Genomic DNA, 23,016 nt, shown 5'->3' on the forward strand with positions numbered 1-23,016 from the left:
GACCGCGCGTCTACCCCGCCACGAGGAAAGGGACGCATATCTCACGAACGATCACGTATTTGGAACATTGTTCCCACGCGCAATAGAACCAGCGAACCGCCAAAGCTTGCCATCACAAAAATCCTGAACAATTTGGGACAAAATCCCTAACCAGCGAGGTTACCCATGACCCGTCTCGCACGAATTTCCGCAGCCGTCGCCACCGGCGCTGCCCTGTTCGCCGCCAGCGCCGCGATGGCCAGCGATCTCGGCCCGCTCGTCACCCCGAGCGAGCTGAACGCCGAGATCGACACGCTCGATCCGGTGCTGCTCGACATCCGCACCGGCAGCTATGAGAAAGGCCATATCGACGGCGCCGTCTATGCGCCCTATTCGCTCTTCCGTGGCCCGGACAACAACCCCGGCGAGGTGCCGCCGATCGCGAAGCTGCAGGCGTCCTTCGAGCAGATCGGCCTCGAGCCCGATCGTCCGATCGTGATTATCGCACAGGGCGACACGGACACCGATTTCGGCGCCGCTGCGCGCGTCTACTGGACGCTGAAAAGCACCGGCTTCACCGAGCTGTCGATCCTGAATGGCGGCACGACCGCCTGGGCCAATGCCGGGCTGCCGATGTCGGACGTTACCGAGAACCTGATGCCGACCGATCTCGATCTGACGTGGAATGACCGCTGGACGGCGGAAACCCCGGCCGTGAGCGATGTCGTCAATGGCAAGGGCAAGGCGGTGCTCGTCGATGCGCGCCCGCCGGCCTTCTTCGAAGGCAAGAAAGCGCACTCCGCCGCCGCGCGTCCCGGCACCCTGCCCGGCGCCGAAAACCTGCCCTATACCAAGTTCTTCCGCTCCGGCGCGACGGTGATCGACGCGAAAGCCGATGCGGCCGCACTGAAGGAGAAGCTGGGCATCAAGGACGGCGAAGAGGTCGTGTCCTTCTGCAATACCGGGCACTGGGCGGCGACCGACTGGTTCGCCATGTCCGAGCTGGCGGGCATCGACAACGTCAAGCTCTATCCCGGTTCGATGGTGGAATATTCCCAGACCGACGGTAAGATGGCGAACACGCCCGGCCTGTTGCAGAACTTGCTGAACCAACTCACCGGAGGCTAAGAGTGTCCACGGCCATTCTTGAGAAACAGGCAGCGTCGGGCGGGATCGCCCGGCGCAGTGCTTTGATCCTCGCCGCTCTCGTGGCCATCGGCGCGCTCGCGCTGTTCGGCGGCGCGCGCTACGGCTTCATGCTGGCGATCGGCCTCGGCTTCGGCATCGCGCTGGAGGGGCTGCGCTTCGGCTTCGCGGGCCCTTGGCGGGCGATGATCGTGCGCCGCGAACCGGCGGGCATCCTCGCGCAGCTTCTGGCGATCGGTCTCGTCTCCATCGTCGCGATCCCCGCGATCACCAGCCATCCGGGCGAGCTGACCGGCGCGCAGGCCCCGATCGGCTTCGCGATGGTCGGCGGCGCCTTCGTCTTCGGCGCGGCGATGCAGGTTGTGATGGGTTGCGGCTCGGGCACGTTGGTCAATGCGGGCTCTGGCAACCCGATCGGGCTGCTCGCGCTCCCGTTCTTCGCGATCGGCAGCTTCTTCGGCGCTTACGGCCTGATCTGGTGGACCAATCTCGGCGCGCTGCCGATCCTGACCCTGCGCGGCACGAGCGGGCTCGCGGTGACGCTGATCCTGCTGGCGCTGGTAGCCGCCACGGTCTTCTTCCTCGGCAAGCGCGGCTCGCGGAGCCTGCCGCGGCGCTATGTCATCGCAGCGCTCGTCCTCGCAGCGCTCGCCATCGCGAACCTGCTGGTCGCCGGGCAGCCTTGGGGCGTCGTCTACGGGCTGGGTCTCTGGGTCGCGAAAGGCGTGAACGGGATGGGCTTCGATCTGACGCAATCGGCCTTCTATGCAGCCCCCGGCTCGATCACCCGCGTGAACGAGAGCCTGCTGACGGATTACACCTCGCTCACCGATATCGGCCTGATCGCCGGCGCATTCGGTGTGGCGGCATGGCGTCAGGGCGGCTTGTCGCAGAAACTGCCGAGCTATCCGGCGCGCGCCTGGGTCGCGACCGTCGTGGCGGGTTTCCTGCTTGGCTATTCCTCGCGTCTGGCCTTCGGGTGCAACGTCGGCGCCTTCTTCTCGGGCATCTCGACAGGCAGCCTGCACGGCTGGGTCTGGTTCGCGGCCGCCTTCGCGGGCGCCTATCTCGGCATCTGGCTGCGGCCTCGCCTTGGACTGGAGGCGCGCGCATGACCCGGAAAGCGACAGCCTTCACCGCGATGGCGGCACTGCTCCTACTGATCTGCGCGGATCTATTGGGCGCACCGCTCAATCCCTACCAAGCCCCTCCGGCCTTCGCCTTCGGATCCGGTCAGGTCGCAAGCGGCGGGTTCTGCGGAGCGCTGCCGAACTGATCTCCCAAATCCTTGCGATCTGGAACACCGGCCCGCTTCCCTCGGGCCGGTGTTTTCCTGCCCGACCTTGGAACCCCGTGCGCGGCCAGCTAGAGATCACCTGACGCGCCATCCGCGCGAAGGGAGCCCATCATGACCAGACATCCGATGTTCGGCATCTTGCTCGCGCTGTTCGGCGCGCTGGCGATTTCGCCCGACACGCTGCTGATGCGCTGGTCGGAGATGAGCGGCGCGCAGATGGTGATGTGGCGCGGCCTGCTGATGGGCGGCGCGATGTGGCTAATCTCGATCGTCGTGCGCAGGCGTCACCTGAAACACGACCTGAAGGCGCTTGCCAGCGGCGCAGGCTTGGCGCTGGTCGCATGCCATTTCTCGAACATGACGCTGTTCGCGGTGGGGATCGCCGCCGCGCCTGTGTCTATCGTGCTGTTCAGCGTCTCGACGGTGCCGGTATTCGCGGCGCTGCTGTCGCGGCTGATCCTGCGCGAGACGACGCATTGGTCGACATGGCTCGCCATCGCGGCCGTGCTCAGCGGGATCGGGCTTGCGGTCTTCGGCCCCGCCCCGCCGAGCGTTGGCGGCAATCCGATCCTGGGCGCGCTTGCCGGCCTCGGCGTGGCGTTGAGCCTGTCGACGACCTTCGTCACGATCCGGCGCAATCCGCATCTGCCGATCCTGCTCGCCGTGGGCTCCGGGGCCGGGCTGGCCGGGCTCGCGGCGCTGATCTGGACGGGGGGCGCTGCCGTGACCGGCGGTCAGGTCTGGGCGATCGCGCTGGCAGGCGGCGTCGTGCTGCCGGTCTCCTTCATGTCGCTGTCGTTCGCCTCGCGCTACACCTCGGCCTCGAATGTGAGCCTGCTGATGCTTCTCGAGACGATCCTCGGACCGATCTGGGTCTGGTGGGGCACTGGCGAGGCCCCGAGCCGCGCGATGCTGATCGGCGGGGCGATCGTGATCGGAAGCCTTGCGCTCTATCTCTGGCACGCGGGCCATCGTCGGCAAAGCGTCCTCCGGCGCAGCCAGTCAGCCGCGCCGGAGCATCTCTGAACCGCTTACTTCCGGGCTGCCGGCTTGGCAGCCGGTTTCGCGGGCTTCGCGGATTTGGCGGCTTTTTCCGCATCCGACGGCATCTCGATATTGATCTCGAGGCTCGAGATATCGTCGTTGCGCTCCATCCGGATATCGACGCCGTCCTCCTCGATCTCCATGTACTTGCGGATCACGGCGAGGATGTCGCGTTGCAGATCGGGCAGATAGTCGGCCTGCGCCGATCCGCTGCCGCGTTCATGCGCGAGAAGGATCTGCAAACGGTCCTTGGCCGTTTGCGCCGATTTCGCGCGGCGGGGTTTGAGCGAGAAACCGAACAGGCTCATGCGGACCGCCCGAAGAGCCGTCCGATGAAGCCCGGACGCTTCTCGCCCGGAATGCGCATCGGAATATCCTCGCCAAGAAGCCGGCCGACAGCGTCGTCATAGGCGGCGGAGGCGCTCGACGGCTCGTCGAGCACGACCGGCATGCCGGTGTTCGACGCGCGCAGGACGGCGGTGCTTTCGGGCACGATGCCCAGCAGCGGGACTGCCAGAAGCTCCAGCACGTCTTCGACCGTCATCATCTCGCCCTTGTCAATGCGCGACTGATCGTGACGGGTCAGCAGCACCTGCGCCTTGACCGGCTCGCCGTCGGTTTCGGCGCGACGGGTCTTCGACGACAGAAGGCCAAGCACCCGGTCACTGTCGCGCACCGAGGAGACTTCGGGGTTGGTCACGACGACCGCCTCATCGGCGAAGAACATCGCCAGCTGCGCACCGCGCTCGATCCCGGCGGGGCTGTCGCAGATGATGTAGTCGAATTCCTGCCGCAGCTCGTCGAGCACCTTCTCGACACCCTCTTGCGTCAGCGCGTCCTTGTCGCGGGTCTGCGAGGTCGGCAGGATCGAGAGCGTCTCGACCCGCTTGTCCTTGATCAACGCCTGCTTCAGCCGTGCATCGCCCTGAATGACGTTGATGAAATCGAACACGACACGGCGCTCGCAGCCCATGATCATGTCGAGGTTGCGCAGGCCCACGTCGAAATCGATCACGACGGTCTTGTGGCCGCGCTTGGCGAGACCGGCAGAGATTGCGGCGGCCGAGGTAGTCTTGCCCACGCCCCCCTTGCCCGAGGTGATCACGATCACCTTGCCGAGCGGCTTATCATCCTTGAGTTGCGTCATTCGAACGCCTCCACACAAAGTTTGTCATCGTCGAGGTAAACCTGCACGGACTTGTGACGAAGCTCCGCGGGAATGGTTTCGCTCGTTTTGTAAAGGCCCGCGATCGCGAGCAGTTCGGCGTCGAGCTGGCGGCAGAAGATGCGCGCGCTCTCGTCGCCATGTGCGCCTGCCATCGCCCGTCCCCGCAGCGCGCCGTAGACATGGATATTGCCCGCCGCGACCAGTTCCGCGCCCGAGGCGACAGAGCCGACCACCGTCAGATCGCCATGTTCGGCCACGATCATCTGGCCAGACCGCACAGGCGAGCGCACGATCTTGTTACGCGCGACCGGCGGCGCCGTCCGCTTCGCCGCGGGCTGCGGCTTTTGCGGCTTCGGCTCGGGCATCGCGGTCTCGCGGCCCACCTTGATCGGGATAATTCCGTAACCTTTCACGGCGCTTAGCTGCGCGTCGGTGGCGTTCTGCGCCCCGAAGATCTGCAGATCGCGCGCGAAGAGGTTGTCGATCATGTCGCGCACGTCGGCCGGTTTCGAAAACTCCGGCACCTGCGCGAAATCGAGCACCATCGGCGCACCGGCCAACAGATGCGGCGTTTTCGCAAGCTGTGCGTCGAGCGCGGCATAGAACGCACCATCGGGCGCGTCGGTCTCGAGCCGAAGCGCGATAGCGGTCAGGAAAAGACCGCGGAACTGAAAAGGCTGAACCGAGACCGGCGCAGGCTTCTGCCCGGTCTGAGATAGGGAATCGGACACGAGGGTAACTCGCTTCTGCTCAGGTGTGGGGATGCAGGGTGCACCCGCCTTGTTTTTCTTTGTTGTGTCGGATCGCGCACTGCAATTGCCAGCACAAAATCGCGATGGCCTCTCTACTCGGCTAAATCCTGCCGTCAACCGGAAGTGGACGAAGTTTTCGTGTAAAGACGTAGGCTCTGACCGAGATCCTCGGTTGACCCAACGTCGAAAGGCCGGAGTGAAGCCCCGATCAGTTCCGGTCAAGGCCTCCGCGCCCGTCCAAAGCTGATCTGCCCCTGACTCGGCGGGAGGGTCTCCCGCGCGGGCTTGACCTTGCCTATATTCGACTGAAATGAACGGGGCGCGGCGCATGCCGCCCATTCGCCTGCCCCAGCTTGGCCCGAGAGAGGACCCACCTGATGAAATTCCGCTTCCCGATTGTCATCATCGACGAGGATTTTCGCTCCGAAAACACCTCCGGCCTTGGCATCCGGGCACTCGCACAGGCCATCGAGGCCGAAGGTTTCGAAGTGCTGGGCGTCACCAGCTATGGCGACCTGTCGCAATTCGCCCAACAGCAGAGCCGCGCCTCGGCCTTCGTGCTGGCGATCGACGACGAGGAATTCTCCGCCGGTCCCGAACTCGACCCGGCGGTCGAGAAGCTGCGCGCCTTCATCGAGGAAGTGCGCTGGAAAAACGCCGATGTGCCGATCTTCCTGCATGGCGAGACGAAGACCTCGCGCCATCTGCCCAACGACATCCTGCGCGAACTGCACGGCTTCATCCACATGTTCGAGGACACGCCGGATTTCGTGGCCAAACACATCATCCGTGAGGCGAAAAGCTATCTCGAAAGCATCCAGCCGCCTTTCTTCAAGCAGCTTCTCGACTATGCCGAGGACGGCTCCTACTCGTGGCACTGCCCGGGGCACTCGGGGGGCGTGGCCTTCCTGAAATCGCCCATCGGGCAGATGTATCACCAGTTCTACGGTGAGAACATGCTGCGCGCCGATGTCTGCAACGCGGTAGAGGAGCTGGGCCAGCTGCTGGACCATAACGGCGCGATCGGCGCGTCCGAGCGCAACGCCGCGCGGATCTTCAACTCCGATCACTGCTTCTTTGTGACCAACGGCACCTCGACCTCGAACAAGATGGTCTGGCACCACACGGTGGCCCCGGGCGACGTGGTCGTGGTCGACCGCAACTGTCACAAGTCGATCCTGCATGCGATCATCATGACCGGCGCGATCCCGGTCTTCCTGAAACCCACGCGGAACCACTGGGGCATCATCGGCCCGATCCAGCGCTCGGAATTCGAGCCCGAGGCGATCAAGGCGAAGATGCGCGCGAACCCGCTTCTGGCCGATTACGACATCGACGCTGTGCAGCCGCGGATCATGACCCTGACGCAGTCGACCTATGACGGCGTGCTTTACAACACCGAGGTGATCAAGGGGCTCCTCGACGGCTGGGTCGACAACCTGCATTTCGACGAGGCGTGGATCCCCCATGCCGCCTTCCACCCGTTCTACGGCCAGTATCACGCGATGGGCCGCAAGCGTGAGCGCACGGCCAAGTCGATCACCTATGCGACGCAATCGGTGCACAAGCTGCTCGCCGGGATTTCCCAGGCGAGCCACGTGCTGGTGCAGGACAGTCAGGAGGAAAAACTCGACCGGCATCTCTTCAACGAGAGCTACCTGATGCACACCTCGACCAGCCCGCAATATTCGATCATCGCAAGCTGCGACGTGGCGGCGGCGATGATGGAGCCTCCGGGCGGCACCGCGCTGGTGGAGGAAAGCATCGTCGAAGCGCTCGATTTCCGCCGCGCCATGGTGAAGGTCGAAGAGGAATACGGCCCCGAGGACTGGTGGTTTCAGGTATGGGGCCCGACCGATTTCCGCGCGGATGGCGACGGGATGGCCGAGACCCGCGACTGGGTTCTCAAGAAGACCGATGCCGAGGGCGTCGAGACTACCGGGTCGGATAGCTGGCACGGCTTTGGCGACATGGCGCCGGGCTTCAACATGCTCGACCCGATCAAGGCCACGATCATCACCCCCGGCCTCGACATCGAAGGGCATTTCGACGACAGCGGCATCCCGGCCTCGATCGTGTCGAAATACCTCGCCGAGCATGGCGTCGTGGTCGAGAAGACCGGGCTTTACAGCTTCTTCATCCTGTTCACGATCGGCATCACCAAGGGCCGCTGGAACACGCTCCTGGCGGCGCTGCAGCAGTTCAAGGATGATTACGACAAGAACCAGCCGCTGTGGCGCGTGATGCCGGAGTTTTCCGCGAAATTCCCGCGCTACGAGCGCATGGGGCTGAAAGATCTCAGCCAGCACGTCCATTCGCTTTACGCGAAATACGACGTCGCGCGGCTCTCGACCGAGATCTACCTGACCGACCATCACCCCGAGATGACGCCGTCGGAGGCCTTCTCGCATATCGCGCGGCGCAAGACCGAGCGTGTCTCGATCGACGAGTTGGAAGGCCGGATCACGACGAGCCTCGTGACCCCGTACCCGCCGGGCATCCCGCTATTGATCCCAGGCGAGGTCTTCAATTCGAAGATCGTCGAATACCTGCGCTTCAATCGTGAATTCGCGCATGAATGCCCTGGCTTCGAGACCGACATCCACGGCCTCGTGACGGAGACCGGCGAGGACGGCAAGACGCATTACTTCGCGGATTGCGTGGCGCGCTGAGGCGGCACGCCTAAGGTCGAACGAACAAAGGGCGCGGCTCGGTTTATCCCGACCGCGCCCTAACTCATTTCACGGACGGATCGGTTTCGAGAGGAAAGCAGCATGAGCGACATCCCGAAGGGCACGATGATGGCCGTGGTCACGACCGGCACGGGTGGCTACGAGCGGCTCGAATACCGCGAGGTTGCGATGCCGGAGCCGGGGTCCGGCGAGGTGCTGCTGCAGGTGCTGGCGGCGGGCATCAACAACACCGACATCAACACCCGACTGGGCTGGTATTCTTCCGAGGTCAAATCCGGCACGCAGGAGTCGCGCGAGGACGCCGAGCATGCCGATGGCGGCTGGAGCGGGGCCACGCCCTTCCCGCTCATCCAAGGCACCGATTGTTGTGGGCGGGTCATCGCGGTGGGAGAGGGTGGCGATGAAGCCCTGATCGGCACTCGCGTACTGGTGCGGTCCTGCATGCGCCAAAACGGTTTCTCCTCGATGGACACCGTCTGGCTCGGCTCCAATTTCGACGGGGCCTTCGCGCAATACGTCAAAGTGCCCGCAGGCGAGGTCTTCGCCATCGACAGCGACTGGAGCGACGCCGAACTCGCCACCCTGCCCTGCGCCTACGGCACCGCCGAGAACATGATCCACCGCGCGGTCGTCACCGCGGGCGAGCGCGTGCTGGTGCCAGGCGCCTCGGGCGGCGTTGGCTCGGCGCTGATCCAGCTTCTCAAACGGCGCGGCGCGGAGGTGATCGCTGTCACCAGCGCCGCCAAGCGCGAGATGGTGCTGAAGATCGGAGCGGATCGGGTGCTCTGTCGCGAAGACGATCCCGTAGCGGCAATCGGCGAAAGCTGCGTGGATGTCGTGATCGACAACGTCGCCGGGCCGGGTTTCGGGACGATGCTGAAACTGCTCCGGCGCGGCGGGCGCTATCCCTCCTCCGGCGCGATTGCCGGACCAATCGTGGAGCTGGACATGCGCGACATGTATCTCAAGGACATCACCCTGATCGGCTGTACCGCATGGGACGAACCCGTCTTCGGCAACCTGATCTCCTATGTCGAGAAGGCCGAAATCCGCCCCTTGCTGGCGGCCACCTACCCGCTCGATCAGATCGCCGAGGCGCAGAAGGTGTTTCAGCAAAAGCGACACGCCGGGAAGATCGTGCTGATCCCGGGGCCGTAACGCGTCGGAACCGCAGACCCGGGTCGGACTCGGCCGTGCGGATATTACCCGGTATCGGTCGTCACTTGCCGGGATCGGGGGGATCGGTGAACACCCGCACCAGCATCGTGCCGACGATCCACACTCCGAAGGTCAAGACGATGGTGGCGCCGGTGCTCAGGTAACCGCCGACAAAGCCGGCCAGCGCGATCACGACGCCGATGGCGCCGACGAGCCCGACCAACTCATGTCTTTTCTGGCGCAAGCCCATCGGTCTGCCCCCGTCCTCATGCTCTGCCGGGCCGTCCGGTCCGGCCCCTACGCGTTCTTCTGATCGTCCTCATCGGGCTCCTTGACCCGCTCGATCTCCACCTTGACCCGGGTGACGAGCCCCGCGATCACGCCAAGGACGGCCAGCCAAGGCGCGGCGAGCACCACGACCCCGCTGACGGCGAGGCTGAGATTGAGGGGTGCCTCCACGAAGGGATCCCCGTCGGCGGAGCTGATACGCAGCTGGCGCACGCTCCCCTCTTTCGCCAATTCCTTGACGCGATCGACGAGTTGGCTTCCCGCGACCTCGATTTCTTCCCAGGCGGTACGGTCGGACTTGTTGTCGTCTTCCATCGAACTGTTCCTCTTCAAGGGGTAACATAGAGGCGATTGTAGCAGCGCGCTTGCCACAGGTTGATGGGACAGCGCGATCACAGGTGACCGCTTCCCGCTGCGCAGATGGAGAGAAACACGATTTTGCGACTTCCGCCTTGATCTTCGTCAGGCAAGGCCGGAAAGGGCCACTCGCAGATCGGGAGATCGCAGTCACTCTCCCTCCGGAACGGCCCCGCTGCCCGGTCAGATTGCGGGTTTGCATGCAACTGGCGGAGGAGGTGGGATACGATACCTCCGCGACGTAACCCCATAAAACGATTGAAAATCATGAGTTTCGCATGTGAGACGTGTGTGGAAAACGTGTGTGGAGAAGCCCTTGCCCAAGCATCTAGAGCAGCGTCGTCGTCGCTGGTACGCCACCCTCGACATCCCAAAGGACGTTCGGCCCGCCTACAAGGGGAAAGCGAGGTTTGTGCAGAGCCTGAAGACGGAAAGCATCACGGTCGCGGAAAGACGTGCGCCCGTGCTGGTGGCCCGATGGAAAGCCGAAATCCATGCAGTTCGCACTGGAGAGCCAGCGCACACCGACGAACTCCGCGAGACCGCTCAAAGCTGGCGCGAGATGCTCGACGCCGCCCCCGACCAAGATGCAGTCGATACCTACGAGATGATCCTTCAGGACAAGGCGGAAGAGATTGATGCTCGCAATCCCGGTGCGGGACTAGAGGCTTTCAAGCTGGCCACGCGTCAGTGGATCGAGACAGGCGAGAAGATCGAAGAGTGGCTCTCCACCCTCGACAACGAACCCAAGAGCATCGACATGAAGCGGTCCGACCTCCACCGCTTCGCCAAGCGCTTCAACGTGAGCCACAAGGTGGAGAAGAGGAAGGTCCAGAAATGGGTTCTCGACCTCCAAACCAAGGATGGCCTCAAGCTATCTACCATTCGGCGTATCATCTCAGCGTGTCGTGGGTACTGGGACTACCTGCAGCGCAAGGAACTGGTCTCTGACGACCGCGATCCATTCCGTGATGCCGTTCCCAAGCAGAAGAAGAACTCGAAAGCCACGTTCCAAGAGAAGCGCAGGACGTTCTCCCCTGAAGCTGTTGTCTCGCTGCTTCAAGCCGCGCAAGACAAAGGCGACCATGAGCTAGGACGTCTCATCTGGGCTGGGATGTGGACCGGGTGCCGGATCGAGGAACTCTGTGCCTTGCGGGTCGAAGACGTTCAGGAGGACCGCTTCGTGCTGACGGACGCCAAGTCAGAGGCTGGTCTCCGAGAAGTCCCCATTCACTCGCAGCTACGTCCTGCACTCCAACGCATGTGTGCGACAAGCAAGGATGGGTATGTCTTCTCCGGTCTCACGTTCAACAAATACCAAGACAGATCGAACGCTGTTGGGAAACGCTTCGGTCGCCTCAAAACCGCTCTCGGGTTCGACAAGACCTACGTTTACCACTCCCTGCGGAAGACCGTTGCGACACAGCTTGATGCAGCAGGCGTTTCCGAGGCGGTCAGCGCAAGGATCGTCGGACACGACCTCAAGACCATGACCTATGGCCTCTACTCAGGCGGCATCCCTTTCGAGAAAAAGCGTGATGCGCTGGAGGCGCTAAGCTACCCCCTTGAGGGAGATAGTCACACCGCCCTGTGGGAGCAGCTAGGCAACCCCTAGCGCCCCTTCAAGCCTCCCAGCGCTCAAGCGCCTCCTCTGCGCCGATGGGATCACCTTTGATGCGCAACACCGTCTGCCGCGACAGCCCGGTCGCGTTGGAAACAGCAGTAGTCCCTGCCCCCTCCGCGAGCATCGAGCGCACCAGCTCCAGCCCAGCGCGGTCGTAGCTCGGCTTCTTGCCCCGGTAGCGTCGTGGGTCGCTCTTTGCGGCCTCGATGCCTGCCTTCTGGGCTTCCTTAGTCGCCTCAGCTTGCGCTTGTGCCGTAGCAGCCATGAAGCCAATGAGAGCGTCTCTCACGGCCATCTGGGTCGGGTCGGTGGTGGAGCCGTCAAAGGTCATGTTGTTGATCACAGTGCGGATCACAACGCCTCTGCGCATGAACTCACGGATGGTGTCGGTCACGTCTTGGTAGTTGCGTCCGAGGCGGTCCACCCAGCGCACGACGAGGGTGTCCCCACCCCGCAGCTTGTCGTAGAGCCTGTTGCCCTCGGGTCGCTCCGAGAGCTTGGTGCTGACCCCCGACACGCCATGATCGGCCACGACCTCATCCACCTTGAAGCCTGCTGCTTCGGCTTGGGTCCGTTGATGTTCGATGGTCTGGTCTGCGGTGCTGACGCGAGCGTAGAGGATGGTTTGCGACATGCCTGCCTCCTGTTCGTTAGGGTGCTGTCCGCTGGGTTTCATGTCCGTTGATTGAAGTCAACCCTTACGGACTGCCTTACGCTGCGCCACCGGGGTGTCCGCTGCAGTATACCCTTACGGACAAAACGGTAAGCATGATTTCCCGTAAAAGCGGGCTGCGCTGGTGCATTAGGGAGTGATCAAGAGCTATATACTGTGTCGGCACACGGGGCGTACTGGCTGGGTCGCCAAGACAGTGCAGACCTAAGTTGAACTTAGCTCAATCTCTGCGTTGAGCGGGTAGCTCGTTTTCGGACATCTCGCCCGAGGTCACCTTCTTTTCGTCCATGACGTAGCCACACTCCTTGCGGATCGCGGGGAGGACAACCGAGGTAACCCAGCGCTTGAAGTCACGGGCAGAAGCCAGCTTGCTGCCGAGGATCAACGTGTAGAGGCCGCTCTCGTTCACGCATGTCATGCCGCGCGTCGGGAAGGTCTCAACGTAACGCCCTGTTACATTGGAGCGCTTGATGAGCTGCGTATCGCGGTGGTCAACGTGTGCCGAAACAGCGCGGCGCGAGTTGGTGTAGCCCAGCACGTCGCACACGTCTTTGGCGGGGAACCACGGCTCGCCGTCCATGTCGATCACGCGGATGTTGGAGCCGTTGAAGTCGAAGGGTTTCAGCGCTTGGCTTCGCCCCACTTCCTTGCTACACGCTGGGGCAAGGCGACCTATGCAATGTGTCATAGATTCCAGCGCCTTGCGTTGTCACAAGCAGTAGGGACACGCAAACATGACAGACCTCATCTACATCACTCTCCCCTTCCTCGGTCGCATCTACGCCCAGCGCGACACGATCACTCTGCGGCAGTACGCTTGGGAGGTCCTGAGCAGCGCCAATGGGAATGAATACCTGCTCAGCCTAGGCAGCTTGCGGGTCTACCTAGTCCCTGCTCGTGTCGTTGCTGCTGAGCGGCGCCCAGCGCGGCGCTGAGCGCGTCAGGGAGGAACATCGAGTGGGTGGCGCGTACCCCTAAACAACTCCCCTGCACCCAAACATGCAGCGCCACCCCACGGGGGAGAAGAGCGTTTCGCCGAGTATAGGGTAAGTCGCTCAGATTTCTGCGACCAAAATAGGCCGTGCTCTCAGAAAATGGGATTGTCCTCCTCCTCGTCGTCGTCGTTGCGCAGCTCGTCCACGAGATAAGATAGCACTTGCCTATTGAGGCGGCGTTCAAGAACCAGCGCGACAGCCTCCCACTGACGCCGCCCCATACGACCCAGCTCCTTGCCAATCGCGTCATCCAGCGCGTTCGCCCTTGCTTCGATCACTTGTGCCTGCATGTCCTCATCCCACTCCTGTTGCTCGATTCCCTTCACAGCCCGCATGGCCATCCACCACGTCTCAGGCAGACCTAGTTCCTGCTCATCGAGTGTATTGCGGGTTCTGCGCATCTTGGCGACCGTACCGTCGCTCACGCCCGTCGCCTTTACGGTCTGCGCCTTGGACAGCTGATGCTCTGAGCAGACGAGACGCCATGCTGCGTTGTCGCGCTCGGTCTTGGTCATGGGGAGCTTGGTCTTCGTGTTCTCGTTCAGCGCCAACAGCATAGCGTCAGCCTCGCCGCACTCATGGACCACAACGGGAACGGACTTCGCGTAGCCCGCATCCTCGTAGGCGGCGTGGCGGTGGTGGCCATCGACCACAACGAAATCACACTCTCCCCTCTTCCAGACGGTCATCGGGTCCATCTCATTTCCTGCCACAATGGCGGCGGTCAGGTTGCGGACGTGATCTTCGGTGGTCTCAAATTCGCGGAACTGGAAGGTCTCCGGCTCGACCTTGAGCTTACCAAGAGGCAAGCGCATTTGCTTGGGGCGGCTATGCCCCTGTTTTTCCTTGTTCATTCTGGTGATCTCTTCGATTTAACGGGTCCAAGTCGCTGGTCCCAGCCTATGCAAAATGCACAGTCAGTAGCTGCATACCTTCGCTATGGCGAAAGCTCTGCCTCAGGCCCTCGCCAGCGGCACCATGCCCCGGCGAAGAGACCCCGAGGCAGAAGCCAAGGACCAGTTGGAGGGGCAGACATGGGTGGCCTCACGCGTCCCCGTCGGGACAGCAACCACCACACGAATCGCCTTTCTCCGATGGTGGGCCGCAATTGATTGGGCGCTTCACGTAGCATCACAGATTGGCAATCGCCGCAGCGTCGCGCTGCCGGGTTCGATCAAAGGCACTGGCGGTCGAATCAGCCTTAGAATTCACGCCTCTGGACAAGGCGTCTCGAACTGATGTCTCTTGCTTACATTCGGAACGGGAAGAGGGCGGCAATTCGATGAAGATGCGGGCGGAAAAACGGGCGCTAGATAAAATCTACAAACGCAGAGACCGCTATGAAATCCCCGACTGGCAACGCCAAGAAGTCTGGTCACAGGAGAAGAAGCGGAAGTTGATCGACACGATCCTCCGCGGGTGGAAGCTTCCGAAGTTCTACTTCCTCAAGACGCAAAGCGACCCTGCAGAATTTGATGTTGTTGATGGCCAGCAGCGGCTAACTGCAATTTGGGAATTCATGGATGGAGACCTCCAGCTCTCGGCTGAAGCAGGCGAGACATTCGGTGGGCGCTCGTACGCCGAGCTTCCAGACGCACTCGGGGACGCCTTCGACGATTACGAGATCGAGTATGACGAAATCACTGAAGGCCGTGACGAAGACGTTAAGGAGTTTTTCCAGAGACTACAGGAAGGGCTTCCACTGACTGGTAGCGAGCGATTGAACTCCGTTCATAGCGGTCTTCGCGACTACTGCGCTGCAGCTGCCGAACACAAGTTCTTCGAAGAAACGACCGCCATCGCAAACAAGAGGTACGGTTATTTCGATGTTATGGCAAAGGTCGCAACCTTGGAAGTTGAAGGCCTCGAAGCAGGATTGCGTTTTGACGATGTTAAGCCCGTGTTCGAGCGGAATGCAAAGTTCTCGTCAGCGTCGGCTGTAGCGCATCGCATCAATCAAGCGCTCGACTACCTCCATCGCTTGATGCCGCGTCCATGCTCGCTGATGCGCAACCGCACCATCGTCCAGTCCATACTCACGCTCGTTTGTCATCTTGAAGTTGACGCGATCAGCAAAGACCAAGAGAAGAAGCTTGCTGAGTTCATTGTGCATTTTTTCACCGAACTGCGGCGCCAAGTCGAGCTGGGGAGGGATGCGACCAACGAGGACTTCCTAGCATTTCAACGTACGGTGAATGCGAATGTTCGTAGCGGCGCTCGTACGCGACAAGTGATCCTTCTGCGCCAGCTTTTCCTGCGCTACCCTGAATTTTACTCGCCTCTTGCGAACTCTGATCAGATTACGAAAGGCGTTGACGCGAGCAGAGAGCAGCTAGCGGACAGCATCCCCAAGCTGATCTATCGTGCTAACGAGATTTACGCGGCCCAAGAGGGACGAGACCTTTTTAAGGCTACGGCTAAGACAGCGAGCGCTCAGGCCTCGATTCGAAAAAAGATCGGTTCACTCGCTGACTACAAAGAATTTATCGAAGCGCTCTACTTCCTCTTCTGGGAAAGCACTGGTCAACGCCTTGATGCGGAAGAAAAGGCTGCATTCGCGGATGTGAACGATTTGCGCACTATGCTTCAGCATGATGTCGACCACGGCAAGCATGCGGGGAAGAAGCGCAAAAAACACGGCTCAACATTTGAACAGTACGCAGGCGTCCCATCTCCCGAGGCGGCCGACCCGACCGTATTCACGCTTGTACAAATCAACTTGCTCAGCGCTCTCCAAGAGAAGCTCGGAAAGCTGGTGTCCACACTCTCGAAGGGTTGAGAGGTGGTGAGGCCTACCTGCTGCTCCAGCGTGTGTGGAATTTGTGTGTGGAAGCCTCAAACCGCCCCCTCAAAAAATTTCACAAAAACAATGCCTTAAGCAGATCTTCTTGTTTTGGCGGAGGAGGTGGGATTCGAACCCACGGTAGGCTTTCACCTACGTCGGTTTTCAAGACCGGTGCATTAAACCACTCTGCCACTCCTCCGACGGGTCTCGCTTAGACCGCTTCACGCGATTCTGAAAGTCTCGCGCGCCGATTTCCGCGCGTGGGCGTTGGGGCCGCTTTTCACGGGCTCTGCAAATCGCTAGGATCGCGCGCAAGGCATGGCGCAAGCGGTGCATACGCGCAGGCAAGAGGCGGGCGAACCGCGCGAGAAGGGGCACAGGATGAGTGAGCAGACGGGAATGACGCGCAAGCGTGTAACGGGCTTTGCCCTTATGCTGGGCGCGGGGATCGCGCTGGCGGGCTGTCAGGAGAGCGGCGGCTCCCCGTTCGGGCTTTTCAAGAAGAAGCCGACCGATGAGACCGCGGCGCCCGGTGCGGCCGAGGCCGTCACCGAGAACGGCCAGAAGATGATCGAGCGAGATGTCGAAGCGCCGCAGGTCTTCTCGGTCGACGAGAAGGGCCTGTGGGACGGGCGTCCCTCGCTCGGCGGAGTCTGGGTCGCGCATCCGAACGTGAAGGATCCCGAGCGGGTGATCATCCGCAACCCGTCGAACGGCAAATTCGTGATCGGGGCCCTGTTCAAGCGCGAAAACGACAATCCGGGACCGAAACTGCAGGTCAGTTCCGACGCGGCCAATGCGCTGGGACTTCTGGCGGGCGCGCCGACCGAGCTGTCCGTGGTGGCGCTGCGCCGAGAGACGGTTCCGGTCAAGCAAGACAACCCCGCGCCGCTCGTCGACAAGCCGGTGATCGCGGCCCCCGAGGCGGTGGAACAGAAGTCGCTCGACGAGGTAACCTCGACTGCCGCGGCCGGGATCGCCAAGGCGCAGGGCACGCCGAAGCCCACGGCCAAGCCGGTCAAACCCGCGATCGGCGCGCCGCCTGCCCCGGCACCCGCCCCGGCAGCACCGGTGGCCGCAGCGGCTCCACAACCCAGCACGCCGAAGATGAGCACTGGCGCTGGTTATATCCAGATCGGTATCTTTTCCGCCGAGGCGAATGCGAAACGCGCCCAGAGCCAGATGGCGAAGGCCGGCGTGATCGCCGAGATCGTAAAGGAACAAAGCCATTCCAAGACCTTCTGGCGCGTGATCGCGGGCCCTGCGCCCACGAAATCCGACCTCGACGCGCTCAAGACCAAAATTCACGGGCTGGGCTACCCCGACGCCTATCCCGTCTCGAAATAGGACTACGCAGAAGATATGACCTTCATTCGCCTGATCGCCGCCACACTTGCAGCCTGCCTGTTCGCCCTGCCCGCCGCCGCTTTCGACACCAAGGCTCATGCCGCTTGGGTCTATGACCTCTCGACCAAGACCGTCTTGATGGCGAAGAACGCGGATATCCCGCTGCCGCCGGCCTCGATGTCGAAACTGATGACGCTCGATCTGCTGTTCGAGGCGCTGGAAGACGGTCGGGTGACGATGGACACAACCTTCCCGGTGTCCGAGCATGCGCAGTCGATGGGCGGCTCGACGATGTTCCTCAACACGACCGATCGCCCCACCGTGCGCGACCTGATCCAGGGCATCATCATCAACTCGGGCAACGACGCCTGCGTCGTGGTGGCCGAGGGGCTGGCGGGCTCGGAGTCCTCCTTCGCCGATCTGATGACCAAGCGCGCGCATGAACTGGGCATGAAAAACTCGATGTTCGCCAACTCGAATGGCTGGCCCGACCCCGGTCAGCGCATGTCGGTCCACGATCTCGGGATCGTCGCAAGCCGGATCATCACCCATTTCCCGCAATATTATCACTTCTTCAGCGAGACCCATTTCAACTACAAGGATCGCGCCCCGGCCAATGCCGAGAACCGCAATCCGCTTCTGGACATCCGCGCCGCCGACTGGAAGGCCGACGGCATGAAGACCGGTCACACGCAGGAAGCGGGCTACGGCCTCGTGGGCTCCGCCGTGATGGGCGAGCGTCGCATCGTCTTCGTCCTCGCGGGCATGGATTCCGAACAGGCGCGTCGCTCGGAAGGCGAAGCGGTCGCGAACTGGGCCTTCCGTCAGTTCGTGATGAAGGACGTTGCCAAAGCGGGCACCAAGCTCGCAGAAGCGCCGGTATGGCTGGGCGGGAAGTCGACCGTCGGTCTCGCGCCGAAAACCGATCTGTCGCTGCTGATCCCCGCCGGCGCGAAGGACAAGGTCAGCGCCGAGGCCGTGTTCAAAGGCCCGCTGCAGGCGCCGATCAAGCAGGGTCAGGAGGTCGGCAAGCTGGTGATCACCGTGCCCGGCCTCGACAATGCCAACGAAATCCCGCTGGTCGCCACCGAGGACGTCAAGAAGGGCGGCTTCGTCGTGCGCGTGAAAGCGGCTCTGGCGCGGCTCTCGGGCAAGGCGTTCGAAGCGGCGATGGAACGGGTGAACAGCTAAACGCGCATGTTCATCAGCTTCGAGGGGATCGACGGATCGGGTAAATCCACACAGGCGCGGATGCTGGCCGAAACCCTGCGGGCTGCGGGGCGCGAAGTCGTTCTGACCCGCGAACCCGGCGGCTCCCCGGGGGCCGAGGAAATCCGTCGGCTGGTTCTCGAAGGCGATCCCGACCGCTGGTCGGCCGAGACCGAGATCCTTCTGTTCACTGCCGCGCGCCGCGACCATCTGGAGCGCGTGATCGAACCGGCACTGACCGCCGGAAAGGTCGTGATCTGCGACCGCTTCGCAGATTCGACCCGGATGTATCAGGGCCTCTCGCGCGGGGATCTGCGCGCGGTCGTCGATCAGCTGCACGCCCTGATGATCGGGCGCGAGCCGGACCTGACCGTGCTGATCGACATTGACCCCGCCACCGGCCTCGCCCGCGCCAAGGGGCGCCAGGGCACCGAAGAACGGTTCGAGGATTTCGGCGTCGGCTTGCAGAAAAAGATGCGCGCGGGGTTCCTGTCTCTGGCCGAGGAATTCGCGGACCGCTTCCGCGTGATCGACGGTGCGCGAGAGGCGGATGAAATTGCCGCCGATGTGCTGAGCGCCGTGCAGGCGGAACTGCACAACTAGGGGCCGAGAGGGTGCGACCCGGGGCTGCTCGCCCCGCGCCGATAGCCGAGCCCCCGAGCCTTACGCGAAAACCCCGCTGGAAACCGCCCGCGCGCGCATTTAGAGTGCCGCCATGAGCCTCGCCGATCTCCCCGATCCGACCCTTGCGCCCGGTGCGCGACACCCGCGCGACACGCTGCGTCTGGTGGGTCAGGCGCGGGCCGAAGAGGGCTTTCTCGACGCGTACAACATGGGACGGCTGCATCACGGCTGGCTGCTGACCGGACCGCGTGGCGTGGGCAAGGCGACGCTGGCATGGCGGATCACCCGTTTTCTGATGACCCAACCCGAAGAGGATGGGCCGGGCCTGTTCGGCGAACCGGAACGCCCCACCAGCCTCGAGCCCGATCCGAACCACCCGGCGCTCAGTCGTATCCACGCCGGATCGGAGCCCGGTATCTTTGTGCTCAAACGCGGGCCCAACGCCACCGAATCCGCGCTGTCGCAGGACATCCGTGTCGACGAGGTGCGCAAGCTGCGCTCCTTCCTGCATCTGTCTGCCGCCGAGGGCGGGCGACGCGTGGTGATCGTCGATGCTGCCGACGAGATGAACACGCAGGCCGCTAACGCGCTCCTGAAACTACTCGAAGAGCCGCCGCCGCGGGTGACCTTCCTGTTGATCGCGCATCAGCCGGCGCGGCTGCTGCCAACGATCCGCTCCCGCTGTCGCGAATTGCGACTGGGCACGCTCTCGGCCGACCAGATGGAAGCCGCGATTGCCGCCGCCGAGGAAGATGGCGAGCCGCCGGACCTCGACCACCACGCGCTGGCCGCGCTCTCGGGCGGCTCCGTCGGCGCCGCGATCCGGCTGATCAATCAGGACGGCATGACGACCTATGCCAAGCTCGTCGACCTGATGGGCACCCTTCCCCGGCTCGACCGTCTGGGCGCGCTGGCGCTGGCCGAAAGCTGCGTGGGCAAGGCGAACGAGAACCGCTTCATCCTCGTGCTCAACCTGATCGACCTCTTTCTCTCGCGTGCCGCGCGCGCGGGCGTGATGGGACCGCCCCACCCCGAGGCCGCCCCCGGCGAGGCACAGCTTCTCGCACGATTGTCGCCCGACGATCAGGCAGCGATGAAATGGGCCGCCCTTCATCAGAGCATGGGCGCACGCGCCGCCCACGGCCGGGCGGTCAACCTTGACCCTGCCGCGCTCGTGATGGATATCGTCTTGGAGATCACAGCCGCCGCCTCCTGATGCGGCGCGAAAGGAGCCGATTTTGACCCTCCCGCCCGAGATCACAGACAGCCATTGCCATCTCGATTTCCCCGATTTCGACGGTGAGCGCGATGACATCATCGCCCGCGCGAACGCCGCCGGCGTGACCCGGATGGTGACGATCTGCACCAAGCTGAAGAACGAGCCCTCCGTGCGCTCCATCGCCGAGGCGCATAAGGGCGTCTTCTACGCCGCGGGCACCCACCCGATGAGCGTGGCCGAAGAACCGATGGCAACCGTGAACGAGTTGGTGGCGCTGGCGAAGCACCCGAAATTCGTGGGTATCGGCGAGACCGGGCTCGACTATCACTACACCGCCGAGAGTGCCGAGGTGCAGAAAACCTCCCTGCGCCTGCATATCGAAGCCGCGCAGGAAACAGGCCTGCCGCTGATCATCCATTCGCGCGACGCCGATGAGGACATGGAAGCGATCCTGACCGAGGGGATGAAGGCCAAGCCCTATTCCTGTGTCATGCATTGCTATTCGTCGGGGCCGCGCCTCGCGCAGGTCTCTGTCGATCTGGGCTTTTACCTGTCGATGTCCGGCATCGCGACTTTCCCGAAAAGCCAGGAAGTGCGAGACATCTTCGCCGCCGCGCCGCTCGACCGGATCCTCGTGGAAACCGATAGCCCCTATCTCGCGCCGCCGCCCTATCGCGGCAAGCGCAACGAGCCCGCCTATACCGCCCACACCGCCAAGGTCGGCGCCGATGTATTCGGCCTGCCGCTGGAGGAATTCGCCGCCGCGACGCAGGCCAATTTCGACCGTTTGTTCTGGAAAGCCGCCGAACATGGCGAACGCGGGAGCGTCGCTGCATGAGCCGGATGCGCTTCACGATCCTCGGCTGTGGCTCCTCGGGGGGCGTGCCGCGCCTTGGCAACAACTGGGGCGAGTGCGACCCGGCGAACCCGAAGAACCACCGGCTGCGCTGTTCGATGCTGGTGGAGCGCGTGTCGCAATCGGGCACGACACGGGTTCTGATCGACACCACGCCCGACATGCGCCAGCAGCTTCTGACCGCGGGCGTGGGCGAGCTGGACGCGGTGGTCTACACCCATAGCCATGCCGATCACGTCCACGGGCTCGACGATCTGCGCCAGATCGTCTTCAACATGCGCACCCGCCTGCCCGTCTGGGCCGATTCCGATACCGAGACCGCGCTTCTGGACCGCTTCGCCTATGCCTTCGTTCAGCCCTCGGACAGCAATTACAAACCGATCTGCGAGTTGAAATCGATCCATCGCGAGCGGCCTTTCCAAGTCACCGGCGCGGGCGGCTCGATCGAATTTCAGCCCTTCCGGGTCGAGCATGGCAATATCGACGCGCTCGGCTTCCGGATCGGCGGGCTGGCCTATCTGCCCGACGTCTCGAACATCCCCGAAGAGACGTGGAAACATCTCGACGGTCTGGATTGCTGGGTGCTCGACGCGCTGCGCCGCAAGCCGCATCCGACGCACGCCCATCTGGCCCGCGCGCTGGAATGGATCGAACGCGCCCAACCCGCAAGCGCGGTGCTCACCAACATGCATATCGACCTCGACCACGATGCGGTCGCCAACGAGACGCCCGATCACATCCGCCCTGCCCATGACGGAATGGTTCTGGATTTCGGTCTCTAATGAGCGTCCTGATCAACGTCATCCTGCCGGTCTTCCTCGTGATCGGCTTCGGCTATGTCGTGGCCTTGCGCGGGCTGTTTTCCGAGGGCGCGGTCGACGGGCTGATGCGTTTCGCGCAGAATTTCGCGGTGCCCGTGCTTCTGGCGCGCTCGATCGCGAATCTGGACCTGACGCAGAGCTATAACTGGTCGATGATGGCCGCCTTCTACGCGGGGGCGCTGATCTCTTTCGCGATCGGCATCACCGGCGCGCGCGCGATGGGCCGCAACGGCCCCGAAAGCGTCGCCATCGGCTTCGCCTGCCTGTTCTCGAATTCTCTGCTGCTGGGCGTCCCGATCACCGAGCGCGCCTATGGTACCGATGCGCTGTCGGGCAACTTCGCGATCATCTCGGTCCATTCGCCCTTCCTCTACACGATCGGCATCCTCGCCATGGAGATGGTGCGCTCGTCCGGCACCGGCACGTCGCTCGGGCGCGTCGGCCTCAACGCGCTGATCGGGGTGATCCGGACGCCGCTGGTGATCGGCATCCTGACGGGCTTCGTGATCAAGATACTCACCACATTGACCGGTCAGCCCCTGCCCCATCCTCTGATGGAGGCGATGAACATGATGGCCCGCGCGGCCCTGCCAGCGGCCTTGTTCGGGCTGGGCGGCGTGCTCTATCGCTACCGCCCAGAAGGCGACGCGAAAGCCATCGCGATGATCACCGGCCTGTCGCTGGGTCTGCATCCGGCGATCACCTACGGCCTTGCGCATTTCGGCTTCGGCGTCGACACCGCGTCGCTTCGCTCGGCCACGCTGACAGCGGCGATGGCACCCGGTGTGAACGCCTATCTCTTCGCGAATATCTATGGGGTAGCGCGCAGAGTCGCGGCCTCGGCCGTGCTGATCGCGACGGCATTGTCGATCCTGACGATCTGGGGATGGCTCGCGATCCTGCCGTGAGATTTAGGGCGACGCAATACAGGGGCTCTGCCCCTCTGGCCTACGGCCATTCACCCCGGGATATTTTCGCCAA

23 protein-coding genes and 1 tRNA gene are annotated in these 23,016 nt (G+C 63.0%); 15 read left to right on the forward strand and 9 right to left on the reverse strand.

What is annotated here, in order from left to right; translation table 11 throughout:
* The first annotated feature begins 165 nt into the window (after positions 1-165).
* The 4 genes from B6V72_RS14565 (at position 166) to B6V72_RS14575 (ending at position 3,448) form a co-directional block, all read left to right on the forward strand.
* Positions 166-1,107 carry a rhodanese-like domain-containing protein gene (locus B6V72_RS14565; RefSeq protein ID WP_088735874.1) on the forward strand — a complete coding sequence of 314 codons (942 nt, stop codon included), beginning with the start codon at positions 166-168 and terminating at the stop codon, positions 1,105-1,107.
* A gap of 2 nt (positions 1,108-1,109) precedes the next feature.
* Positions 1,110-2,240, forward strand: a complete 1,131-nt coding sequence (locus B6V72_RS14570) for a YeeE/YedE family protein (protein WP_233243159.1) — start codon at positions 1,110-1,112, stop codon at positions 2,238-2,240.
* Positions 2,237-2,401 (forward strand): hypothetical protein, encoded by a 165-nt coding sequence (locus B6V72_RS19220; protein ID WP_157771600.1) that lies wholly within the window; start codon positions 2,237-2,239, stop codon positions 2,399-2,401. Before B6V72_RS14570 ends, B6V72_RS19220 begins: the two co-directional genes overlap by 4 nt.
* Positions 2,402-2,533: 132 nt before the next feature.
* Complete coding sequence (locus tag B6V72_RS14575; RefSeq protein ID WP_088722522.1) at positions 2,534-3,448, forward strand: DMT family transporter; 915 nt, start codon at positions 2,534-2,536, stop codon at positions 3,446-3,448.
* 5 nt (positions 3,449-3,453) lie between these two features.
* Here the strand turns inward: B6V72_RS14575 and minE are convergent, their stop codons facing one another.
* Genes minE through minC form a run of 3 tightly spaced genes read right to left on the reverse strand, consistent with a single transcriptional unit; the run spans position 3,454 to position 5,365 of the window.
* Positions 3,454-3,774, reverse strand: a complete 321-nt coding sequence (minE, locus tag B6V72_RS14580; RefSeq protein WP_075776902.1) for a cell division topological specificity factor MinE — start codon at positions 3,772-3,774, stop codon at positions 3,454-3,456.
* On the reverse strand, positions 3,771-4,613 hold the full coding sequence (minD, locus tag B6V72_RS14585; RefSeq protein WP_075776903.1) for a septum site-determining protein MinD: 843 nt from the start codon (positions 4,611-4,613) through the stop codon (positions 3,771-3,773). The genes minE and minD overlap by 4 nt, the downstream gene beginning before the upstream one ends.
* A complete protein-coding gene (gene minC, locus B6V72_RS14590; protein ID WP_075776904.1) occupies positions 4,610-5,365 on the reverse strand; it encodes a septum site-determining protein MinC in 756 nt (251 codons plus the stop codon). Before minC ends, minD begins: the two co-directional genes overlap by 4 nt.
* A gap of 398 nt (positions 5,366-5,763) precedes the next feature.
* On the opposite strand from minC, the gene B6V72_RS14595 reads away from it, so the two are divergent.
* Both B6V72_RS14595 and B6V72_RS14600 read left to right on the forward strand, forming a co-directional pair.
* Complete coding sequence (locus B6V72_RS14595) at positions 5,764-8,058, forward strand: arginine/lysine/ornithine decarboxylase (RefSeq protein ID WP_075776905.1); 2,295 nt, start codon at positions 5,764-5,766, stop codon at positions 8,056-8,058.
* A 102-nt stretch (positions 8,059-8,160) separates the two neighbouring features.
* A complete protein-coding gene (locus B6V72_RS14600) occupies positions 8,161-9,237 on the forward strand; it encodes an alcohol dehydrogenase family protein (protein ID WP_240497735.1) in 1,077 nt (358 codons plus the stop codon).
* A gap of 61 nt (positions 9,238-9,298) precedes the next feature.
* On the opposite strand, the gene B6V72_RS14605 is transcribed toward B6V72_RS14600, so the two are convergent.
* Entirely contained in the window at positions 9,299-9,487 is a 189-nt protein-coding gene (locus tag B6V72_RS14605) for a hypothetical protein (protein WP_088722520.1), read from the reverse strand.
* A gap of 47 nt (positions 9,488-9,534) precedes the next feature.
* Positions 9,535-9,840 (reverse strand): DUF4342 domain-containing protein, encoded by a 306-nt coding sequence (locus tag B6V72_RS14610; RefSeq protein ID WP_088735875.1) that lies wholly within the window; start codon positions 9,838-9,840, stop codon positions 9,535-9,537.
* Positions 9,841-10,198: 358 nt separating this feature from the next.
* On the opposite strand from B6V72_RS14610, the gene B6V72_RS14615 reads away from it, so the two are divergent.
* Positions 10,199-11,497, forward strand: a complete 1,299-nt coding sequence (locus B6V72_RS14615; protein ID WP_146696206.1) for a tyrosine-type recombinase/integrase — start codon at positions 10,199-10,201, stop codon at positions 11,495-11,497.
* Between the two features lie 7 nt (positions 11,498-11,504).
* Here B6V72_RS14615 and B6V72_RS14620 read toward each other — a convergent pair whose 3' ends face one another.
* From B6V72_RS14620 to B6V72_RS14635, 3 genes are all read right to left on the reverse strand, one after another.
* Positions 11,505-12,140 (reverse strand): recombinase family protein, encoded by a 636-nt coding sequence (locus tag B6V72_RS14620; protein ID WP_088735877.1) that lies wholly within the window; start codon positions 12,138-12,140, stop codon positions 11,505-11,507.
* A 259-nt stretch (positions 12,141-12,399) separates the two neighbouring features.
* Complete coding sequence (locus B6V72_RS14625) at positions 12,400-12,867, reverse strand: Bro-N domain-containing protein (RefSeq protein ID WP_088735878.1); 468 nt, start codon at positions 12,865-12,867, stop codon at positions 12,400-12,402.
* Between the two features lie 399 nt (positions 12,868-13,266).
* Complete coding sequence (locus B6V72_RS14635) at positions 13,267-14,028, reverse strand: ParB/RepB/Spo0J family partition protein (protein WP_088735880.1); 762 nt, start codon at positions 14,026-14,028, stop codon at positions 13,267-13,269.
* A gap of 284 nt (positions 14,029-14,312) precedes the next feature.
* Between B6V72_RS14635 and B6V72_RS14640 the strand changes: the two genes are divergently transcribed.
* On the forward strand, positions 14,313-15,953 hold the full coding sequence (locus tag B6V72_RS14640) for a DUF262 domain-containing protein (protein ID WP_146696207.1): 1,641 nt from the start codon (positions 14,313-14,315) through the stop codon (positions 15,951-15,953).
* A gap of 115 nt (positions 15,954-16,068) precedes the next feature.
* Here the strand turns inward: B6V72_RS14640 and B6V72_RS14645 are convergent.
* A tRNA-Ser gene (locus tag B6V72_RS14645) sits at positions 16,069-16,158 on the reverse strand.
* Between the two features lie 182 nt (positions 16,159-16,340).
* Here B6V72_RS14645 and B6V72_RS14650 point away from each other — a divergent pair.
* The 7 genes from B6V72_RS14650 to B6V72_RS14680 all read left to right on the forward strand — a co-directional run bounded on the left by B6V72_RS14650 (position 16,341) and on the right by B6V72_RS14680 (position 22,943).
* A complete protein-coding gene (locus B6V72_RS14650) occupies positions 16,341-17,306 on the forward strand; it encodes an SPOR domain-containing protein (protein ID WP_233243154.1) in 966 nt (321 codons plus the stop codon).
* Between the two features lie 15 nt (positions 17,307-17,321).
* Positions 17,322-18,497: a D-alanyl-D-alanine carboxypeptidase family protein gene (locus B6V72_RS14655; protein ID WP_077701284.1), complete on the forward strand. Its 1,176-nt coding sequence runs from the start codon at positions 17,322-17,324 to the stop codon at positions 18,495-18,497.
* 6 nt (positions 18,498-18,503) lie between these two features.
* Positions 18,504-19,118 (forward strand): dTMP kinase, encoded by a 615-nt coding sequence (gene tmk, locus B6V72_RS14660; protein WP_088722519.1) that lies wholly within the window; start codon positions 18,504-18,506, stop codon positions 19,116-19,118.
* Between the two features lie 112 nt (positions 19,119-19,230).
* Positions 19,231-20,355 (forward strand): DNA polymerase III subunit delta', encoded by a 1,125-nt coding sequence (locus B6V72_RS14665; protein WP_088735882.1) that lies wholly within the window; start codon positions 19,231-19,233, stop codon positions 20,353-20,355.
* Positions 20,356-20,377: 22 nt separating this feature from the next.
* Positions 20,378-21,196, forward strand: a complete 819-nt coding sequence (locus B6V72_RS14670; RefSeq protein WP_075776910.1) for a TatD family hydrolase — start codon at positions 20,378-20,380, stop codon at positions 21,194-21,196.
* Positions 21,193-21,996, forward strand: a complete 804-nt coding sequence (locus B6V72_RS14675; RefSeq protein WP_088735883.1) for an MBL fold metallo-hydrolase — start codon at positions 21,193-21,195, stop codon at positions 21,994-21,996. Before B6V72_RS14670 ends, B6V72_RS14675 begins: the two co-directional genes overlap by 4 nt.
* Positions 21,996-22,943, forward strand: a complete 948-nt coding sequence (locus B6V72_RS14680) for an AEC family transporter (RefSeq protein ID WP_088720121.1) — start codon at positions 21,996-21,998, stop codon at positions 22,941-22,943. Before B6V72_RS14675 ends, B6V72_RS14680 begins: the two co-directional genes overlap by 1 nt.
* Positions 22,944-23,016 lie beyond the last annotated feature (73 nt).

This window comes from Thioclava sp. F34-6 (assembly GCF_002213235.1).
GTDB lineage: Bacteria > Pseudomonadota > Alphaproteobacteria > Rhodobacterales > Rhodobacteraceae > Thioclava > Thioclava nitratireducens.

What these genes read in the sequence shown, in the direction of transcription:
- B6V72_RS14565 (WP_088735874.1), top strand. Translation starts at nt 166, where the DNA reads ATGACCCGTCTCGCACGAATTTCCGCAGCCGTCGCCACCGGCGCTGCC.
- B6V72_RS19220 (WP_157771600.1), top strand. Translation starts at nt 2,237, where the DNA reads ATGACCCGGAAAGCGACAGCCTTCACCGCGATGGCGGCACTGCTCCTA.
- B6V72_RS14575 (WP_088722522.1), top strand. Translation starts at nt 2,534, where the DNA reads ATGACCAGACATCCGATGTTCGGCATCTTGCTCGCGCTGTTCGGCGCG.
- minE (WP_075776902.1), bottom strand. Translation starts at nt 3,774, where the DNA reads ATGAGCCTGTTCGGTTTCTCGCTCAAACCCCGCCGCGCGAAATCGGCG.
- minD (WP_075776903.1), bottom strand. Translation starts at nt 4,613, where the DNA reads ATGACGCAACTCAAGGATGATAAGCCGCTCGGCAAGGTGATCGTGATC.
- B6V72_RS14595 (WP_075776905.1), top strand. Translation starts at nt 5,764, where the DNA reads ATGAAATTCCGCTTCCCGATTGTCATCATCGACGAGGATTTTCGCTCC.
- B6V72_RS14600 (WP_240497735.1), top strand. Translation starts at nt 8,161, where the DNA reads ATGAGCGACATCCCGAAGGGCACGATGATGGCCGTGGTCACGACCGGC.
- B6V72_RS14605 (WP_088722520.1), bottom strand. Translation starts at nt 9,487, where the DNA reads ATGGGCTTGCGCCAGAAAAGACATGAGTTGGTCGGGCTCGTCGGCGCC.
- B6V72_RS14610 (WP_088735875.1), bottom strand. Translation starts at nt 9,840, where the DNA reads ATGGAAGACGACAACAAGTCCGACCGTACCGCCTGGGAAGAAATCGAG.
- B6V72_RS14620 (WP_088735877.1), bottom strand. Translation starts at nt 12,140, where the DNA reads ATGTCGCAAACCATCCTCTACGCTCGCGTCAGCACCGCAGACCAGACC.
- B6V72_RS14625 (WP_088735878.1), bottom strand. Translation starts at nt 12,867, where the DNA reads ATGACACATTGCATAGGTCGCCTTGCCCCAGCGTGTAGCAAGGAAGTG.
- B6V72_RS14635 (WP_088735880.1), bottom strand. Translation starts at nt 14,028, where the DNA reads ATGAACAAGGAAAAACAGGGGCATAGCCGCCCCAAGCAAATGCGCTTG.
- B6V72_RS14650 (WP_233243154.1), top strand. Translation starts at nt 16,341, where the DNA reads ATGAGTGAGCAGACGGGAATGACGCGCAAGCGTGTAACGGGCTTTGCC.
- B6V72_RS14655 (WP_077701284.1), top strand. Translation starts at nt 17,322, where the DNA reads ATGACCTTCATTCGCCTGATCGCCGCCACACTTGCAGCCTGCCTGTTC.
- tmk (WP_088722519.1), top strand. Translation starts at nt 18,504, where the DNA reads ATGTTCATCAGCTTCGAGGGGATCGACGGATCGGGTAAATCCACACAG.
- B6V72_RS14665 (WP_088735882.1), top strand. Translation starts at nt 19,231, where the DNA reads ATGAGCCTCGCCGATCTCCCCGATCCGACCCTTGCGCCCGGTGCGCGA.
- B6V72_RS14675 (WP_088735883.1), top strand. Translation starts at nt 21,193, where the DNA reads ATGAGCCGGATGCGCTTCACGATCCTCGGCTGTGGCTCCTCGGGGGGC.
- B6V72_RS14680 (WP_088720121.1), top strand. Translation starts at nt 21,996, where the DNA reads ATGAGCGTCCTGATCAACGTCATCCTGCCGGTCTTCCTCGTGATCGGC.